This is a genomic window from Patiriisocius sp., assembly GCF_051252435.1.
In the GTDB taxonomy this organism is placed as follows: Bacteria; Bacteroidota; Bacteroidia; order Flavobacteriales; family Flavobacteriaceae; genus Patiriisocius.
In genome coordinates, this window is sequence record NZ_JBPOFW010000001.1 from 643,346 (window position 1) to 661,548 (window position 18,203).

At 37.0% G+C, this 18,203-nt stretch carries 17 protein-coding genes and 1 tRNA gene; 12 read left to right on the forward strand and 6 right to left on the reverse strand.

All coding sequences use genetic code 11. The features are described 5' to 3' along the window. The 3 genes from ACSHW7_RS02870 to lepA all read right to left on the reverse strand — a co-directional run bounded on the left by ACSHW7_RS02870 (position 1) and on the right by lepA (position 4,663). Positions 1-1,269 (reverse strand): glucose-1-phosphate adenylyltransferase, encoded by a 1,269-nt coding sequence (locus tag ACSHW7_RS02870; RefSeq protein ID WP_435677807.1) that lies wholly within the window; start codon positions 1,267-1,269, stop codon positions 1-3. 6 nt (positions 1,270-1,275) lie between these two features. Next, positions 1,276-2,679 carry a glycogen synthase gene (locus ACSHW7_RS02875; protein ID WP_435677808.1) on the reverse strand — a complete coding sequence of 468 codons (1,404 nt, stop codon included), beginning with the start codon at positions 2,677-2,679 and terminating at the stop codon, positions 1,276-1,278. A gap of 187 nt (positions 2,680-2,866) precedes the next feature. Further along, positions 2,867-4,663 carry a translation elongation factor 4 gene (gene lepA / locus ACSHW7_RS02880; RefSeq protein ID WP_435678256.1) on the reverse strand — a complete coding sequence of 599 codons (1,797 nt, stop codon included), beginning with the start codon at positions 4,661-4,663 and terminating at the stop codon, positions 2,867-2,869. A 283-nt stretch (positions 4,664-4,946) separates the two neighbouring features. Here lepA and ACSHW7_RS02885 point away from each other — a divergent pair, with 283 nt between their 5' ends. Then, positions 4,947-7,376 carry a TonB-dependent receptor domain-containing protein gene (locus ACSHW7_RS02885; protein ID WP_435677809.1) on the forward strand — a complete coding sequence of 810 codons (2,430 nt, stop codon included), beginning with the start codon at positions 4,947-4,949 and terminating at the stop codon, positions 7,374-7,376. 239 nt (positions 7,377-7,615) lie between these two features. After that, the gene (gene dusB, locus ACSHW7_RS02890) at positions 7,616-8,611 is read left to right on the forward strand and encodes a tRNA dihydrouridine synthase DusB (protein WP_435677810.1); all 996 of its coding nucleotides are present in this window, start codon (positions 7,616-7,618) and stop codon (positions 8,609-8,611) included. Between the two features lie 6 nt (positions 8,612-8,617). On the opposite strand, the gene ACSHW7_RS02895 is transcribed toward dusB, so the two are convergent. Together ACSHW7_RS02895 and rbfA are read right to left on the reverse strand one after the other, a co-directional pair. Further along, complete coding sequence (locus ACSHW7_RS02895) at positions 8,618-9,892, reverse strand: ABC transporter permease (RefSeq protein WP_435677811.1); 1,275 nt, start codon at positions 9,890-9,892, stop codon at positions 8,618-8,620. After that, complete coding sequence (gene rbfA / locus ACSHW7_RS02900) at positions 9,825-10,220, reverse strand: 30S ribosome-binding factor RbfA (protein ID WP_435677812.1); 396 nt, start codon at positions 10,218-10,220, stop codon at positions 9,825-9,827. Before rbfA ends, ACSHW7_RS02895 begins: the two co-directional genes overlap by 68 nt. Before the next feature lie 118 nt (positions 10,221-10,338). Between rbfA and mce the strand changes: the two genes are divergently transcribed. The 3 genes from mce to ACSHW7_RS02915 all read left to right on the forward strand — a co-directional run bounded on the left by mce (position 10,339) and on the right by ACSHW7_RS02915 (position 11,349). Further along, positions 10,339-10,761 carry a methylmalonyl-CoA epimerase gene (gene mce, locus ACSHW7_RS02905; protein ID WP_435677813.1) on the forward strand — a complete coding sequence of 141 codons (423 nt, stop codon included), beginning with the start codon at positions 10,339-10,341 and terminating at the stop codon, positions 10,759-10,761. A gap of 34 nt (positions 10,762-10,795) precedes the next feature. Further along, positions 10,796-10,869, forward strand: a tRNA-Ile gene (locus ACSHW7_RS02910). 249 nt (positions 10,870-11,118) lie between these two features. After that, entirely contained in the window at positions 11,119-11,349 is a 231-nt protein-coding gene (locus ACSHW7_RS02915) for a hypothetical protein (RefSeq protein ID WP_435677814.1), read from the forward strand. On the opposite strand, the gene ACSHW7_RS02920 is transcribed toward ACSHW7_RS02915, so the two are convergent. After that, positions 11,330-11,920, reverse strand: a complete 591-nt coding sequence (locus ACSHW7_RS02920) for a riboflavin synthase (RefSeq protein WP_435677815.1) — start codon at positions 11,918-11,920, stop codon at positions 11,330-11,332. The genes ACSHW7_RS02915 and ACSHW7_RS02920 overlap by 20 nt on opposite strands. Positions 11,921-11,977: 57 nt before the next feature. Here ACSHW7_RS02920 and pdxA point away from each other — a divergent pair, with 57 nt between their 5' ends. From pdxA to ACSHW7_RS02955, 7 genes are all read left to right on the forward strand, one after another. After that, positions 11,978-13,039 carry a 4-hydroxythreonine-4-phosphate dehydrogenase PdxA gene (gene pdxA, locus ACSHW7_RS02925; RefSeq protein WP_435677816.1) on the forward strand — a complete coding sequence of 354 codons (1,062 nt, stop codon included), beginning with the start codon at positions 11,978-11,980 and terminating at the stop codon, positions 13,037-13,039. Positions 13,040-13,120: 81 nt separating this feature from the next. Continuing rightward, a complete protein-coding gene (locus ACSHW7_RS02930) occupies positions 13,121-13,663 on the forward strand; it encodes a YceD family protein (RefSeq protein WP_435677817.1) in 543 nt (180 codons plus the stop codon). Between the two features lie 9 nt (positions 13,664-13,672). Further along, complete coding sequence (rpmF, locus tag ACSHW7_RS02935; protein WP_151892869.1) at positions 13,673-13,870, forward strand: 50S ribosomal protein L32; 198 nt, start codon at positions 13,673-13,675, stop codon at positions 13,868-13,870. Positions 13,871-14,046: 176 nt separating this feature from the next. Next, entirely contained in the window at positions 14,047-15,048 is a 1,002-nt protein-coding gene (locus ACSHW7_RS02940; protein WP_435677818.1) for a beta-ketoacyl-ACP synthase III, read from the forward strand. Between the two features lie 36 nt (positions 15,049-15,084). Continuing rightward, the gene (gene accB / locus ACSHW7_RS02945; RefSeq protein ID WP_435677819.1) at positions 15,085-15,549 is read left to right on the forward strand and encodes an acetyl-CoA carboxylase biotin carboxyl carrier protein; all 465 of its coding nucleotides are present in this window, start codon (positions 15,085-15,087) and stop codon (positions 15,547-15,549) included. Between the two features lie 78 nt (positions 15,550-15,627). Continuing rightward, the gene (accC, locus tag ACSHW7_RS02950) at positions 15,628-16,983 is read left to right on the forward strand and encodes an acetyl-CoA carboxylase biotin carboxylase subunit (protein WP_435677820.1); all 1,356 of its coding nucleotides are present in this window, start codon (positions 15,628-15,630) and stop codon (positions 16,981-16,983) included. An 86-nt stretch (positions 16,984-17,069) separates the two neighbouring features. Then, positions 17,070-18,203 (forward strand): NAD(P)/FAD-dependent oxidoreductase, encoded by a 1,134-nt coding sequence (locus tag ACSHW7_RS02955; RefSeq protein ID WP_435678257.1) that lies wholly within the window; start codon positions 17,070-17,072, stop codon positions 18,201-18,203.

Below are 18,203 nucleotides of genomic sequence, written 5' to 3' on the forward strand. Positions count from 1 at the left end.
TTAAATGCTAAATCCATTAGGGATTATGGCATTCTTTTTAATGACAACAATACCATCTTTAATACAATATTGTTCAGTTTCATTATCTTCTAAATGAGTTCCTCCAATAATTTTTACATCGTCTCCAATGCAGCAGTTTTTATCTAAAATAGCATTTTCTATAGTGCACCGCTCACCTATTCCCAATGGGATATTTTCTGACTTATTGGTTACTGTTTCAAGAGTTTGATATACATCTGACCCCATCATATAAATATTCTTTATCCTACTATCCGCGCCTATTCTCGAACGTATTCCAATAACCGACCTCTCAATACTTGAAGCATTGATGATACAACCGTCAGCAATAACAGCTCTATCAAGTTTTGTTCCCGAAACTTTTGTTGTGGGAAGGATGCGGGCTCTTGTATATACGCGATTATTTTGATTATAAAGGTCAAATTTTGGCACATCATCTGTAAGCCCTAAGTTTGCTTCAAAGAAAGAATCGATATTCCCAATATCTGTCCAATAACCTTCAAATTGATAACTGAGTGTTTTATGAGTGTCAATGGACTGCGGAATAATTTCTTTCCCAAAGTCAATCGTGTCTGGATTTTCCATTAACCGCTCTAACAGCTTTCGGTTGAAAATGTAGATACCCATTGAGGCCAAGTAGTTTCGGCCTTCAGATTTCATTTCATCACTTACTTGAGAGGTCCAATCTGGCAGTAATTCTTTGTTTGGTTTTTCAACGAAAGATGTAATCACGTTTTCATCATTTGTTTTTAAAATTCCGAAGGAAGTAGCATCTTTCTCATTAACGGGAAGTGTTGCAATGCTTATTTCGGCATTTGCCTTAACATGCGCATCGAGCATCTCGTTGAAGTCCATCTGGTACAATTGATCACCCGAGAGGATAAGCGCATATTCATAATCATATTGTTTAAAATGGTGCATGCTCTGTCGTACGGCATCTGCAGTTCCTTGAAACCATTTATTACTGTCTATGGTTTGTTCAGCGGCAAGTATATCGACAAAAGCAGAGCTGAAAAAACTAAAGTGATAAGTCTTAGAAATGTGTTTATTTAAAGAAGCAGAATTGAACTGTGTGAGCACAAAAATGCGCTTTATATCGCTGTTGATACAGTTTGAAATAGGGATATCTACCAATCTATATTTACCAGCTATGGGAACTGCGGGTTTAGATCTTGATTCGGTTAAGGGATATAATCTTGAACCTTGTCCTCCTCCTAAAATGATACCTATTACTTTATTGTTGTACGCCATAACTAGTTAAATTAATGATTTATATAATGTGACATATGTTTGTGCCGATGCTTCCCAAGAGTGGTCTATTGCCATTGTTTGTTTCCTTATTTTTTTAAATTCTGAAACGTTACCATAAAGAGAAACTCCTCTTTTGATGGCATTATTTACTTTAATAAAAGTGACTCCGTCGTGAACAATCCCAAAACCATTTTTCTTTTTGATATCGTCAACGGTGTCTATTAGTCCTCCCACTTTATTCACTATTGGAATAGTGCCATATCTAAGAGAATACATTTGATTGAGACCACAAGGCTCCACTCTGGATGGCATTAGCAGAAAATCTGCACCTGCATAAATAATATGCGATAATTTTTCATCATAACCTATCATTGCATTGTAATTGCCTTCAAATTTAGGTTTTAATGCTTCAAGTTGCACTTCGGTTTCTTTGTTTCCTGAACCTAATAAAAGGATATTAATTTTGTTTTTGTTAAGCGCTTTTTCAAAAATATCACTGAACAAATCGGCTCCTTTTTCACCTACCAATCTGCCAATAAAAGCAAACAGCGGTAATTTTGGGTTTAGGTTAAATTCTTTACAGAGCCAGTCTTTATTCGCTTTTTTTCCTTTTTCTACATCTTTAATGGAATAGTTTTTTTGAATAAAAGTATCTGTTTCAGGATTCCAAACTTTGGTATCAATGCCATTTAAAACACCTGTGCATTTTTGGCTTTCGGCAGCTAGTAAAGATTCGAGACCGTTGGCTTTAATTTTTAATTCCTCCATATAACTTGGCGAAACCGTGGTTACTTTCCAAGCACATTTTATAGCGGTCGCCAAAGGGTTGATACAACCATCCCAATCCAATAAACCTGCTTTTTCATTATTAAATGCGGGAAGCAATCCTTGCAAATTATGTGAAAACCATCCTTGATACTGCGCATTATGAATCGTTAATACGGTTGGAACTTCTTTCAATGCGCTATAATCAAAACAATGCGAGAGCATAAAAGGAATGAGTCCCGTGTGATGATCATGACAATGAATAATCTCTGGTTTCTCCTTTAATTGAAGTATAAAATTCAATGCCGAAATTTGAAAAGCCAAAAATCGCTCGGTATCATTATCTGTATAGATGTTATTTGTAAAGAGCAATTTTGGTATGTCCACAAAATAAATATCCTGCCCTAACTTTGAATTTTCTAGTTTCAAAATGTTGAAAGTATAGGGCTTACTTAAGGTAATTGTAGAAGAATGACAATTTTTAAAAGAATGTTCCTTTGTAAACTGAGTATCGTAAAAAGGCATGATGACAGCACTTTCTTCCCCTATTTTATTTTGATATTTAGGCAATGAGCCAACGACATCGGCTAATCCTCCCGCTTTAGCGACGGGATAACATTCTGCCGAAATATGCATTATTTTCATGAATTAATTTCTTATGTTGAAAGTTACAGATAACTTTTTAAATAGGAAACCTTATTCTCGCAGACTAGTTAGTTGATAATCAAACATGAAATAATAATCAGCAAGAGAATTTAATTTTTCATAATCAAAGCATAAAAAAAGAGCCAACGAAGGCTCTTTTAATATTTTATAAAATTATGTTGGATATTTAATCATTCAATTTTAATACCGCCATGAATGCTTCTTGTGGAATTTCTACATTACCTACTTGGCGCATGCGCTTCTTTCCTTTTTTCTGCTTTTCAAGGAGTTTACGTTTTCGTGAAATATCTCCACCATAACATTTTGCTGTTACGTCTTTACGCAAGGCTTTCACGGTTTCTCGCGAGATAATTTTTGCGCCAATGGCTGCTTGAATAGGAATATCAAATTGTTGTCTCGGGATGAGTTGGCGCAACTTTTCGCACATTTTTTTCCCTATATCGTAGGCATTGTCTTTGTGCAATAACGCAGATAATGCATCTACTATATTTCCGTTAAGGAGAACATCCACCCTTACAAGTTGAGATTCTCGCATCCCGATAGGAGCGTAATCAAATGAAGCATATCCTTTTGAAACTGTTTTTAAACGGTCATAAAAATCGAAAACAATCTCAGCTAGGGGCATGTCAAAAGTTAACTCAACACGCTCGGTGGTTAAGTAGGTTTGATTGGTAATCTGTCCACGCTTTTCAATACATAAGGACATTACAGAACCCACAAAATCGGATTTCGTGATAATTGTTGCCTTAATATATGGCTCTTCCATACGGTTGAGGCTTGATGGCTCAGGTAAATCGCTTGGATTGTTTACAAGGATTTTTACATCTGGCTCTCGATTTGTGTAGGCATTATAAGACACGTTTGGTACTGTTGTAATAACCGTCATGTCAAATTCACGCTCTAAACGTTCTTGAATAATTTCCAAGTGCAACATTCCCAAAAATCCACAACGGAATCCAAAACCAAGTGCTGCCGAACTCTCTGGAATAAATACCAATGAAGCGTCATTTAATTGTAGCTTCTCCATAGAGGCTCGAAGCTCTTCATAATCCTCTGTGTCCACAGGATAAATCCCTGCAAATACCATGGGTTTTACATCCTCAAAGCCTTCAATCATATTTGTTGTTGGGCTTTTTGCGTCTGTAATTGTGTCTCCTACTTTTACCTCTTTGGCTTCCTTTATTCCAGTGATGAGATAACCTACATCACCTGTTTTTATGACTTGTTTAGGAGTTTGTGTTAGATTCAACGTACCAACCTCATCTGCATAATAGGTTTTCCCAGTTGCCATAAATTTAATGTGCTGGCCTTTTCTTATCTCGCCGTTCAAGACTCTAAAATATGTTTCAACTCCTCTAAAGGGATTGTAAACCGAGTCGAAAATCAATGCTTGTAAAGACTCATCTGCCACACCCTTGGGCGCTGGTATGCGTTCAATAATCGCGTCAAGAATTTCGGTAATCCCGATTCCTGTTTTTGCGCTTGCAGGGATAACTTCATCTGCATCACAACTCAATAAATCTACAATATCATCCGTCACTTCCTCAGGATTTGCTGACGGAAGATCAATTTTATTTAAAACAGGAATGATTTCTAAATCGTTCTCTAATGCGAGGTATAGATTTGAAATTGTCTGCGCCTGAATACTTTGTGCTGCATCCACAACTAACAAAGCACCTTCGCACGCCGCAATGGAGCGTGATACCTCGTAAGAGAAATCTACGTGACCAGGAGTATCAATCAAATTTAAAGTATACACTTCACCTTTGTAGGTGTAAGACATTTGGATAGCATGACTTTTAATCGTGATGCCACGCTCACGCTCAAGATCCATACTGTCCAGTAATTGCGCTTTAGATTCACGCTCCGTTACTGCTCCAGTAGCAGCCAATAAGCGGTCTGCCAAGGTACTCTTCCCATGGTCAATGTGTGCAATAATGCAAAAATTGCGAATATTCTTCATCTTCATTCCCACAAAGGTGGGTTCCTTTTAATTAATCAAATTTTTGATTTTCAACAAATGTTAACATCCATTGAAATGGCTACAAATATACGCTAAAAACCCTTGTTTGTTCGTATGATTGTCTGTTCATCGAATTTTTAATATCCTTACCCATTTATAAATGAAAAATCGAGATATTTGTTTTATAATATTGATGATAAGAACCTCAAATTCTCTCCCCTTTCGTCATAAAATGAACTAACAAACCTCACTATTGGCATTTTTTTGTCAACACTATTGGCATATGAAAAAATTAGTATTCATACTATTTCTACTACCCATAAGCTTTTTTGCACAAGAATTTTCTATTAGCGGAAACGTAACTGACGAGGATAATTTAGCCATTTCATTTGCAACTGTACTAATTTTGGAAGTTGCTTCAGAATTAAACGAAAATTCGGAAATTACAATCGTAAAGAACACAATTACTGATGACTCGGGGAATTTTAACATCGAAGGTTTACTTCCGAAGAAATACGAATTACAAATTAGCTTTTTGGGATTCAATACTATTTCTGAAACTTTTGAACTTTCAGCCGATAAAAACTTTGGCACCCTAGTATTAAGTGCAGCCACCGAAACACTAGACGAAACGGTCATTATTGCCAAAAGACCCACCATTAAAAAAGAACCCGGAAAATTGATATTTACCGTTGAAAATACTTCGGTAGCAACGGGAAGCACTTTGGATATCCTTCAAAAAACACCGGGAGTCGTAGTGACCGAAGGTGGAATTTCAGTAAAAGGAAAAACCCCCGTCATTTATATGAACGGCAAGCGGGTTTATCTTTCTGCGGGCGAGGTAAATTCGCTGTTAAGAAGTACAGACGCCTCAGCTATTAAAGCGGTAGAAGTGATTACAAATCCCAGTGCAAAATATGATGCCGAAGCTGGTGTTGTCATTGACATAATAACCTCTCGGGCGGTTTCAATTGGCTACAAAGGTTCTGCAACTGCGACATACGAACAAGGCGTGTTTGCAAAATACAGATTGGGAACTTCGCATTTCTACAAGAACCAATGGTTAAATTTATTTGGGAGTTATACTTTCAGTCCTCGTAAAGAATTTAAGGAGGACGTGAATAATATTCGTTTTTTCAATTCGCCTTCTGCTATCAACACGGCTTCTTTTCGGCAATCAAATTTTAACCGTACTACCCGCTCTCAAGCACATCAAGGAAATATTGTTGCCGATGCAAATTTGAATGATAACCACACTGTGGGTATAAACGTGGGCGTATTTGTTTCTCCCAATGTTGACTATCAAAATAGCGCACTTTCTCATGATTTTAATGCAGTGCGACAATTAGATTCGACTTACACTACTGCGAGTAACTCCAGGCATGACACGTCAAATTTGTCATTCAACTTGAATCATACTTGGAAGTTGAGCGAAGCTGGCGCGAATGTGATAATGAACGCAAATTATATTTTATACAACGTTGAAAAACTGCAAAATGTAGAAACAAATTTCTTTTTGGCAGACGGTAGTTTTATTCGTGATAACAGCTTTTACACCGATGCCTTTCAAGAAAGTGATATTGCTACGGTTCAATTAGATTTTACGGTTCCTGCACTTTCAGGAACTATTGAAGCCGGAGCAAAATATAGCAATATAAATACTGATAGCGGCCTGGGTTTTTTTGACACCAATGGCACAACAACACAATTAAATTCGTCCCTCTCTGATTCCTTTTTATATAAAGAGTTAATTTATGCGAGTTACTTGAATTATAGTAAAGATTGGGAAAAGTGGTCATTAAATTTAGGGCTTAGAGGAGAACAAACGGCTGTGGAAGGAAATTCAATAAAATTAGGGTTGGTAAATACACAGGATTATTTTGAGTTGTTTCCCAGTCTTTCAATTCAACATTCACCAGATGACGATGCTACTTTTGGGGCGAGTTACGCCCGTAGTATTTCAAGACCACGGTATGAAAGTTTAAATCCGTTTAGATATTTTATCAATAAAAATAATTTTAGCGATGGAAACCCCAACCTTGTTCCCGCGATTGATTCAAAATATACATTGAGCTACACTTACAAAAACAGTTGGTTTTTTGAGTTCTATTATTGGGAAACCGAAAACCCTTTAGGAGAGTTAATTTTTCAAAACAATCAAGCCCGTGTACTCCAAAATCAAGATGTTAACCTGATTAAAGATTTTCAATATAGTTTTGACATTGTTTATGCAAAACCCATTCTGTCTTGGTGGTATTTGCAGGTTGTCACTTCCAGTTTCTATCTTGAAAATGAATTTTTTGCCGCGCAAAGTAGTCAAGAAACGTTCTCGAATGACACCTTTGGTTTCTATGGACAAATGTACAGTGGTTTAACAATTTCAGAAGCTGCTGGTATTACAAGCGATGTTACCGCTCTTTATATTTCTAATTTTATTTATGGCTCGTACGATTATAAAAATCAGTTTAATCTTTCTGCTTCCATCAAAAAAAACTTGTGGGATAATCGAGCGAGTATAACCGTGGGTGTTGATGACATTTTTAACACAAACAATATCCCGTTGACCTCGAGATATTATAATCAAGATAACGGCTATTTTGCACAGCCCGAATCAAGACTGTTTAGAATGAGTTTTAAGTATAACTTCGGAAATGCTAGACTTCGCGACAACAACAAAATCAAGACTACCGACGAAGGTAAGCGCCTCAATTAAATTGCACACTACACACTAATTTGTTTATTTTTGCTGAAATTTTAAGCAAGGGCACTATATACTGTTGTTTTAAAATTTCTGAAGAGAGAAAGTAATGTTGTTTGATTGAGCATGATTTGAAAATTATGATTAATAATTTTACAATAGCTAACGGAGTTATCGAAACTTCCTTTTTAAAGATGAAACCTTGCTCTTTCCTTAGTTAAATAATGAGATGCCCGCCTGCGCGGGCAATATATATGGCAAAAATAGGAGACATAGATGTTGGGGAATTCCCTTTATTACTTGCGCCCATGGAGGACGTAAGTGATCCGCCGTTTCGTGCATTGTGCAAGGAGCAAGGGGCTGACGTGGTGTATACCGAGTTTATTTCAAGCGAAGGTTTGATTAGAGATGCAGCGAAAAGCGTCATGAAGTTGGACATTTATGAAAAGGAACGTCCAGTAGGTATTCAAATTTTTGGAGCGATCCTAGAATCAATGTTAAGAAGTGTCGAAATTGTTGAAGCAAGTGGGCCAGATATTATTGATATTAACTTTGGCTGTCCCGTAAAAAAAGTTGTGAGCAAAGGTGCCGGTGCAGGGATTTTGAAAGACATCGACTTGATGGTTTCATTGACCAAAGCCATGGTAAAACATACAAAATTACCTATTACAGTAAAAACTCGATTGGGCTGGGATGATGACTCCATTAAAATCGTTGAGGTAGCTGAACGCTTGCAAGACGTGGGCTGTAAAGCAATTTCAATCCATGGAAGAACGCGCGCCCAGATGTATAAGGGAGAAGCAAATTGGCATCCCATTGCCGAAGTAAAAAATAACTCGCGCATGCACATCCCCGTATTTGGTAATGGAGACGTGGACACACCAGAAAAAGCGATGTTGATGCGAGATAAATTCGGATTGGACGGTGCAATGATAGGTCGCGCTAGTATAGGCTATCCTTGGTTTTTCAAAGAAGTAAAGCACTTTTTTAAAACTGGAACCCATTGCGAACCGCCCACAATGCAAGAGCGTGTAGATGCTGCAAGACGCCACTTAGAAATGGCAATCGATTGGAAAGGAGAAACCCTTGGTGTTTTTGAAACACGCCGTCACTATACTAATTATTTTAAAGGCATCCCGCATTTTAAAGAACACCGCATGAAAATGGTAACAAGCGACGATAGCACAGATGTTTTTGCAGCATTTGATGAAGTGCTGGAAGCATTTGGCGATTTTGAATTTAGTCGTTAAATAATATTATTCCAACAAACTCCCTCTCACCCTACTAGCAGCAATCCTAGCGGCAAGCAGTCCTAAAATTGAAATTGTTGCAAAAACAATAAAAATATTTATTGCCTTTAATTTTACAGGATAGGGTAATGTTGGGGTAATGTGGATAAACTCAAATTGCAATTGGAGCCACACAACAATAACTCCTAAAATGATTCCTAACAATCCGCCTAAAACGGTCATCAATGCTCCCTGCAAAAAGAATATTTTTCGAATGTTTTTTAACGTCACTCCCATGTTAAAGAGTGTTTTAATGTTTTTACGCTTGTCAAGTATCATCATAATGACTGAACCTATTACATTAAAGAGCGCAATTATCATAACAAGCGTACAAATAAGATACACCGCAACATTTTCGGTATTGAGCATTTTGTACAATGCGTCATTTTGCTGAATGCGATTTTTAATTTCAACGTTTTCTCCAAAAATAGCCGTCAGCTTTTCACGTACTTGCTCTTCATTTGCTTTTGCAACCAACTTCATTTCCAAAGAAGAAACTTTAGTACTATCTAAACTTAATAAGCGTCTCGCAAAATCAATATCGCTAAATACATATTTGCTATTTAGTTCTTCGTTTACAAAATAAATTCCTGAAACTACAACTTGCTCCTTAGAAAAATCCTGTGATGGGTCAAGTGTGTTTATTTGCCCTGTTCCTGGTTTCGGGACAAAAATTTCTAATAAATTGACATAGTCACGAGCGCCGAGCGCTAATTTGTTTGAAGTACCATACCCAATTACAACTTCATTAAGATTGGGCGAAAGCCATTCCTCCGAAATGATAATACTATCCACAGGATTTACCCGTACATAATTAGTGTCCACTCCTTTTATATAAGCGATATCATTCTTCCCCTTAAACTGAATAAAAATTCGCTCTTCGATTATTTCAGAAAAAGCCTCGATTTCAGCAATGCCTTTTAATTGTTCTTTTTGTGCTTCGGTAAAAGAAATTGTTTTGCCTTCTGAAGGAAACATTTTTAAATCACTGTCAAAAATATTTGTGAATTGAAGGCTAAAATCTTTCAGTCCCGAAAACCCAGAAAGCACAATAAAAAGCGCCAACGACCCCACTACAACTCCCGTTGCAGCGATAATGGTAATAATATTTATGGCATTGTTGCTGCTCAGTGAAAAGAGATACCGCTTAGCGATGTACAGCGAAAAATTCAAATTACGACTTCCTTCTTTTAGGTAATAAATCTGGATTTGAAATAGGGTTTTCTTCTCCTTTAACGGCATCTTCAATCTTTTCTATATAATCTAAAGAGTCGTCATTATAAAAAGTAAGTTCGGGCATACGGCGCAATTGGTTTTTTGTCAATTGGGCGATTTCGTGTTTTATCTGTGGTTTAATTTTGTTTAATTCAGCCGTAATTTCCGAAGCATTTTTAGAAGGAAAAATACTCACATATACCTTTGCGATGGACAAATCTGTCGTTACGCTCACCTTACTTACCGATATTAAAATACCACTCTGTCCTGCCTCTCGCAATCTATTTTGCAACACATTTGCCAAGTCCTCTTGGAGCACTCCGGCAATTTTTTTTTGTCTATTACTTTCTATCATGCTGTAAAAGTAATACAATAAAAGGTATTAGTGTGCTAACGGAGTGTTAGCGATTTTATATTTTTACGATTTGATGGAGCGTTTTATTAACTATAATGACTTCGGAAATTTCAAATATATGAACAAAATAGAACACATTGGCATTGCGGTAAAAGACCTAAAAGCAGCAAACGAAATATATTCAAAGCTTTTAGGTTACAAACATTATAAAACCGAAGGTGTCCCCACCGAAGGCGTAATGACATCCTTTTTTAAATGTGGTGAAAGCAAAATCGAGCTTCTTGAGGCCACGACTGAAGACAGTCCGATTGCAAAATATATTGCCAAAAAAGGCGAAGGTGTACATCACATTGCATTTGCCGTTGATGATATAATTTCAGAAATTAATAGACTAAAGAACGAGGGTTTTGTGGTCTTAAATGAAACCCCTAAAAAAGGAGCAGACAACAAGTTAGTGGCTTTTTTACACCCAAAGTCGTCAAACGGCGTACTTGTGGAACTGTGCCAAGAAATAAATAACGAAGAAAATAGTTTGCAATAATTTTAAAACCGATTACATTTGCACCCAGAATGCCGGTCCTATAGCTCAGCTGGTTAGAGCACCTGACTCATAATCAGGGGGTCCATGGTTCGAGCCCATGTGGGACCACAGAAAACAAAGACTTTAGTTTAATTACTAAGGTCTTTTTTTTTGAAAGATTTTAAACTACACACCGCATACGCATCCTTTAATTTTACCGTTATAATAGCGGTAAGCATTAAAAATTAAACATTTACGTGTTTTATCGAATTTTATTGTATCTTGCCGATGTTTATTACAGGTTTCTGTTAATAAAAAAATGAAAAATAATTGTTTTCATTTTAAAACATTAAAAAAAATAGTACTTTAGCCCCCTATATGCGACCCCAAATCGTTTCAATACTGTCCCCAGGACTCTGTTTTATAACAGCCTTACCTATGTTAGCGCAAGGCCCCTCTGCGGGCTCAGCTCCGCCAGCACCTGGTCGTGGACCAACGCTTCCAGAATTACCAATTGATACAAATATTGTAATCTTACTTGCCTTAGGAATTATCTATGGCGCATATGTGGCCTACAAAAAGTATCGTGCTACAAGTATCCCTCAGTAATCCTCTTTACATATTTACCTATTACATCAAATTCTAAATTGATGACCGTACCTATTTCAAAAGTGTTGAAGTTTGTATGCTCATACGTATAAGGAATAATGGCAACACTAAATGCGTTTTTTTGCGAGTTTACGACCGTTAAGCTAACACCATTGATTGTTATTGATCCCTTTTCTATGGTCACATTATTTAAGGAAGCATTATATTCAAAAGTAAATAACCAACTTCCGTTTTGCGATTCGATTGTTTTACAAGTTCCTGTTTGATCCACATGTCCTTGTACAATATGACCATCTAACCTATCGTCAATTTTCATCGCACGCTCAAGATTTACAGAATCACCAACCTTTAAAAGCCCAATGTTCGATTTGTCGAGAGTTTCCTTTATTGCCGTAATTACGTAACTCTCATTATTCACCTCAACAACTGTTAGACAAACTCCATTGTGTGAGATGCTTTGGTCAATTTTTAGTTCTGCGGCAAGTTGACTACTTACTTCAATATGAAGATTTTCAGCTTCTTTTTTAAGAGATTTAATTTTTCCGATGGATTCAATAATTCCTGTAAACATGCGTTGATTTTGGTTACATTTGTTCTACAAAAATAACGATAAAGGGCTAGAAGCATTATGAGTAAACAGGATAAAATTATTGTAGGTATTTCGATTGGGGATTTAAATGGTATAGGGAGCGAAATTATACTGAAAACATTTGACGATGTTCGTATGCTCGAATTTTGTACACCCGTAATTTTTGCTTCAGTAAAATTGATGTCCTTCTTTAAGAAGCATTATGAAATGGACATTAATTTTCATGGTATCGATAGCCTAGATAAAATAATTCCGAAGAAAATAAACGTGCTCAATGTATGGAAGGAACCGGTTGATATTAACTTCGGAAAAGAAGATTCTCAAGCGGGTGAGTACGCCATTAAATCTTTGACGAGTGCCGTTTCAGCTTTAAAAGTAAACCTTATAGACATTCTCGTAACTGCCCCTATCAACAAATCGAGCATTCAAAGTGAAACTTTTAAATTCCCGGGGCATACAGATTATTTAAATCAAGAATTAGAAGGAGATAGCTTGATGTTGATGATTTCTGAAACTTTAAGGGTGGGGTTATTAACTGACCATGTGGCATTGAAAGATATTTCAACAGCTATTACAAGAGAACTTATCGAGAAGAAAATAAATACAATTCACAAATCACTAATTCAGGATTTTGGTATTGAAAAACCAAGCATTGGCGTTCTAGGAATCAATCCTCACACAGGAGATAATGGTGTTATTGGTAATGAAGACGACATCGTTTTAAGGCCAACTCTTGACAATTTGAGAAATAACGGCAAAACCATTTTTGGGCCTTATGCAGCCGATAGTTTTTTTGGTTCTGGTAATTACAAAAATTTTGATGTAATTATTGCCTCCTATCACGACCAAGGTCTAATCCCTTTTAAAACACTAGCTTTTGGCTCTGGAGTAAACTACACAGCAGGGTTAGATAAAGTACGAACGTCTCCAGACCATGGGACTGCTTTTGATATTGCGGGAAAAAACATAGCCGATTTCAGTTCGTTTAGAGCAGCAGTATTTAGCGGAATCGAAATCTTTAAAAAACGAAAAGAATACAAGAAAATAACTCAAAACCCTATGAAAATTTCCAAGCAAAGAGGGTATGTAAAAAAGAATTGATAAAATAATTTGCATACCAATTATTTTTTTATCTTTGCACCCGCTTTACTCGTAAGGCGAAAATTACAATAAGGTGTGGCAATGAGAGATTTGAAAGAATATACAATCCCTTTTATAGGGTTGAAGCTTGGGGAACACCATTTTGATTTTATAGTTACAAACAAGTTCTTTGAGCATTTTGAATATGACGAGTTTATTGATGCAGATATTAAACTAGATGTGTTTTTAAACAAAAAAACAACGTTGTTAGAATTTACGTTGGATTTTAAAGGAAACGTAGGTGTACATTGCGATGTGACCAACGAACCTTTCCAACAGCCAATTCAAGGCAATTACCATTTTATAGTGAAATTTGGTGATGAATTTAACGATGAAAATGAAGACCTTTTAATAATTCCTCACGGAAGTTACGAAGTCAACATCCAACAGTTCGTGTACGAATCTATCATCCTTAACCTTCCAACCAGAAGGATTCACCCAGGAATAGAAGATGGTACTTTAAAAAGTGATATTCTAGACAAACTTGAAGAATTGAGCCCAAAAGCTCAAAAAGAAGATACAGAAACTCGCGAAGGAACAGATCCTCGATGGGATTCATTAAAAAAATTATTAAACGATAAATAAAGATCCGTAATGGCACATCCTAAAAGAAAAATCTCCAAAACTAGAAGAGATAAAAGAAGAACACATTACAAAGCAACTGCACCACAGGTAGCGACAGACCCAACGACGGGAGAGTCTCACCTATACCACAGAGCACACTGGCATGAAGGTAAATTGTACTACCGTGGACAGATAGTAATTGATGCTGTTGAAGAAGTAGAAGCTTAATTTACATTTTAAAATGTAAAAAAACTCTCGCAGTACTGCGAGAGTTTTTTTATTTTCCGAATTTTCTCACAAATCTCAAAAAAGGTTAAATATTGACTTTTTTTCATTAAAATTCAGTACTTTTCCACGCTTTTAGAAGCGTTTTGCTTCTTTATTGCTGAATTTAAAAAAATTCTATGAGTACAATCACTGCTGCAATTACAGCTGTAGGAGGCTACGTTCCAGATTATGTTTTGACAAACAAGATTTTGGAAACGATGGTGGATACCAATGATGAATGGATTACCTCACGAACAGGAATTAAAGAACGTCATATTCTTAAAGATAAAGACAAAGGAACCTCCTTTTTGGCTATCGAAGCCGCGAAGAATCTTTTTGAAAAAAACAATATTAATCCAGAAGATATAGATATGGTGATTATGGCGACAGCCACACCAGACATGCCCGTTGCGGCAACAGGCGTTTACGTCGCTACAGAAATTGGCGCAGTAAACGCCTTTTCTTATGACTTACAAGCTGCTTGTTCCAGTTTCCTTTTTGGAATGTCAACAGCTGCTCGCTATATAGAATCTGGGAAATATAAAAAAGTATTATTAATTGGTGCCGATAAAATGTCGTCTATCATTGATTATACAGATCGCACAACATGTATTATTTTTGGTGATGGAGCGGGAGCGGTTTTGTTTGAACCCAATACAGACGGATATGGAGTTCAAGATGAAATTTTAAAATCTGACGGTATTGGGCGTCAAAGCCTAAAAATTGATGCCGGAGGTTCTTTAATTCCTTCTTCCATAGAATCTGTTTCTGAAAAACGTCATTATGTATACCAAGACGGAAAAACTGTCTTTAAATTTGCCGTTTCTAATATGGCAGACGTTTCAGCAAAAATAATGGAGCGTAATAATTTAACTGGAGATGATATTCAATGGCTCGTACCGCATCAAGCAAATAAAAGAATCATTGACGCCACATCTAGGCGCATGAATCTGGATGATGAAAAAGTAATGATCAATATTCATAAATACGGAAATACTACTTCGGCAACTTTGCCATTGTGTTTGTACGATTATGAAAGCCGATTAAAAAAAGGGGACAATCTTGTGTTCGCTTCCTTTGGAGGGGGCTTTACATGGGGAGCCGTTTATGTAAAATGGGCATACGATGCTAAAAAATAATAGAAGACCAAAATAAGATAATATAAAACCGAAAATATGGAATTAAAGGACATTCAAAATTTGATAAAGTTTGTCGCTAAGTCAGGTGCTAGCGAGGTAAAGCTTGAAATGGAAGATATCAAGATTACCATTAAAACTGGAGAAGAAAAAGGCGAGACTACTTACATCCAGCAAATGCCATCCATGCCACAACAAGCTGCTCCGGCAGCCGCAGCTCCTGCTGCAGCTCCACCAGCCGAAAGCGTAAATGAAGACTCAAAATATATTACTGTTAAATCTCCAATCATTGGAACATTTTATCGCAAGCCATCGCCAGACAAACCCATGTTTGTTGAAGTTGGAAGCACAGTAGGTCAAGGCGACGTTCTTTGTGTCATAGAAGCAATGAAATTATTCAACGAGATTGAAAGCGAAGTTTCTGGTAAGATTGTAAAAATCTTAGTGGACGATGCTTCTCCAGTTGAGTTCGACCAACCATTATTTTTGGTTGACCCATCATAATTAATGAACCATAATTTTCTAAAACCTCAATCACTTTTTTTGGATTTGGGATTTGAATTTTTTAATTAAAAGAAAAGTATGTTTAAAAAAATATTGATTGCAAATAGAGGTGAAATTGCACTACGTGTGATTAGAACCTGCAGAGAAATGGGGATTAAAAGTGTCGCCGTTTACTCAAAAGCCGATGCCGAAAGTTTGCACGTAAAGTTTGCAGATGAAGCAGTGTGTATTGGGCCTGCACCCAGTAGCGAGAGCTACTTGAAAATGTCAAACATTATCGCTGCCGCGGAAATAACAAATGCCGATGCCATCCACCCTGGCTATGGTTTTCTTAGTGAAAATGCTAAGTTTTCAAGAATTTGTGAGGAGCACAACATTAAATTTATTGGAGCTTCACCAGAAATGATTGAAAAAATGGGCGATAAAGCCATGGCAAAATCAACCATGATTCAAGCTGGAGTTCCTTGTGTTCCAGGAAGCGAAGGCGTAATTCCAGATTTTAAAACGTGTTTAAAAGTAGCTAAAGAAACTGGCTACCCCGTTATGCTTAAAGCAAGTGCCGGTGGTGGTGGAAAAGGGATGCGTGCTGTTTGGAAGGAAGAGCACCTTGAAGATGCGTGGGATTCTGCGCGTCAAGAAAGTAGAGCTGCTTTTGGAAATGATGATATGTATATGGAAAAACTCATCGAAGAGCCACGCCATATCGAAATTCAGATTGTTGGAGATAGCACAGGAAGAGCTTGTCACCTCAGTGAGCGAGATTGTTCTATTCAACGCCGTCACCAAAAATTGACCGAAGAAACCCCCAGTCCTTTTATGACCGATGAATTGCGAGATGCGATGGGAACAGCGGCTGTAAAAGCGGCTGAATATATCAAATACGAAGGTGCTGGAACCGTTGAATTTCTTGTGGATAAAAATCGCGACTTCTATTTTATGGAAATGAATACTCGTATTCAAGTGGAGCATCCAATTACAGAACAGGTGATAGATTTTGACTTAATCCGTGAGCAAATTATGGTAGCGGCCGGAATTCCTATTTCAGGAAAAAACTACTTGCCCAACTTACATTCTATTGAGTGCCGTATCAATGCTGAAGATCCTTATAATGGTTTTAGACCATCTCCAGGAAAAATCACTGTTTTGCACGCACCCGGAGGACACGGAGTGAGATTGGACACACATGTGTATGCTGGATATTCTATTCCGCCAAACTATGACTCGATGATTGCAAAATTGATTACGACTGCACAAACTCGCGAAGAAGCTATCAACAAAATGAAACGCGCACTTGACGAATTTGTCATCGAAGGCATCAAAACCACCATTCCTTTTCACAGGCAATTGATGGACCACCCAGATTATGTTGCTGGTAATTACACCACCGCATTTATGGACACTTGGCACATGGATGACCCTGTTGAGGAAGAATAACCTAAATGAATATTATAAAGAATCCGAAGTTTTCTAAAGCTTCGGATTTTTTATTTTATCTTGTTTACTTCGGAAATATTAAACACATGGAACTTAGTTATTGGGAACGTAAAACGTGGTTAGAAAACATCGATTACGCCGTTATTGGAAGCGGAATCGTTGGGCTCAATTGTGCCTTAGAACTTCGGAAATTAAGACCAAAAACAAAAATTGTTGTCTTTGAAAGAGGAATGTTACCCAGTGGAGCGAGTACAAAAAATGCGGGTTTTGCATGTTTCGGTAGTCTTTCTGAAATTTTATCCGACCTAAAAACCCATTCTGAAGACGAAGTTGTCCAACTCGTAAAAGAACGTTTAGCAGGACTAAAATTATTAAGAAAAACACTTGGTGATACCGCACTCGATTATCAAGAATTGGGAGGCTACGAGCTTTTCTCGGAAACAGAAATATCGCTATTTGAAAACTGTGTGTCTAAACTCGATTATGTAAACAAAATACTTTTCCCAATATTTAATTCAGATGTATTTTCTGTTAAAGAAAATCATTTCGGTTTTGAGAAAGTCAACCCAAAAGTAATTTTCAACAAGTTTGAAGGACAAATCGATACTGGAAAAATGATGCAAGGATTGCTAAAAAAGGCTTCCGAAGAAGGCATTCTAATTCTCAACAGCGCAGAGATTTCGTCACTCAAAAGTGAAAACAATACAATAACACTCACCCTTAAAATTTCCGAAGAGATTTATCCTAAAAATGTTTGTATAGCCACCAACGGATTTGCAAAACAATTTTTAAAAGAAGATGTACAACCCGCGCGGGCGCAGGTATTGATTACAAAACCTATTGAAAACCTGAAAATTGAAGGTACATTTCATCTGGAAGAAGGCTATTATTATTTTAGGAATATTGATAATCGAATTCTTTTTGGAGGTGGTAGAAACTTGGATTTTGAAAATGAGGAAACGAATAAAATGGGCTTGACTCCAATTGTTCAAAACAAATTAGAATCTATATTACGAGAAACAATATTGCCAAATACCGCCTTTGAAATTGACCAACGCTGGAGTGGCATTATGGGCGTTGGCGCTCAAAAACAACCGGTTATAAAACAAGTTTTGCCAAGCATATTTTGTGGTGTTCGCTTGGGCGGAATGGGTGTTGCCATTGGAAGTTCTGTTGGCAAAAAATTAGCTACACTCGCTGTACAAGCTACCACTATTTGA